This is a genomic window from Haemophilus paracuniculus (genome assembly GCF_002015115.1).
Lineage (GTDB): Bacteria > Pseudomonadota > Gammaproteobacteria > Enterobacterales > Pasteurellaceae > Haemophilus_E > Haemophilus_E paracuniculus.
In genome coordinates, this window is sequence record NZ_MUYA01000025.1 from 1 (window position 1) to 924 (window position 924).

The window sequence follows — 924 nt, forward strand, 5'->3', positions numbered from 1 at the left end:
GATGTTTTAAATGCAGGTTGGAACTTGCAAGAAAACAATACCGCGAAAGATTTCGTGAAACCTTATGACACGATTAACTTCTTAAATACCTCTACGGTATCTGTGAATATCACGTCAGACGGTAATCTTTCTAACGTTACTTGGAGTATTGCAACGACACCATTAACAGTGTCAGATGGCTCTAACAATGTAACCGAAGAGGGTAAAAACCCAAATTCTGCACCTTCAGGTAAAGTGAATGAACCAGCAAATCCAAATGCATTTGCAACGGCGGGTGATGTCGCTAAAGCGATTAACAGTGTAGGTTGGTGGACAAACGCCACTAACCCAGACGGTACGTCAAACAACACCTTAATCAATCCAGGTGATATCGTTAACTTCACTGCGGGTAAAAACTTAAAAATTACTCAAGTCAATACAACGGATGCAAATGGTGTTGATACGGTAAATTACACTTACTCAACTGTAGATAACCCAACCTTCACTAACGTTACTATTGGTAACGCAAGTAACCCTATTGTGATTGGTGAAGTGACTAACCCAGATGGTTCTAAGTCTAACGTTATCTCTAACTTAACCAGCAGATTGCCTAAAACGGTAACTGAAAATAGTACGGGTACAACAACCAATCCTGATGGTACAACAGGTGAAGGTACAACTATCTTTACCACCAATGTTACTCGCCCAGTATTGAAAGCAGGTGAAGAGAACAATGCAGCGACTTTAGGTGATGTGTTGAACGCAGGTTGGAACTTGCAAGAAAACAACAAAGCGAAAGATTTCGTGAAACCGTATGACACAATTAACTTCTTAAATAGTTCTACTGTGTCAGTGAATATCACTTCTGACGGTAATCTTTCTAACGTCACTTGGAATGTGATTTCTGGTGATGTAAATACCAATACTGACCCTAACAAAGCTGCC

Annotated in this window: 1 pseudogene; it reads left to right on the top strand. The window is 40.2% G+C overall.

The annotated features are described in order from the left end of the window. Positions 1-924: pseudogene (locus B0187_RS10290) on the top strand (hypothetical protein); the annotation flags it as partial.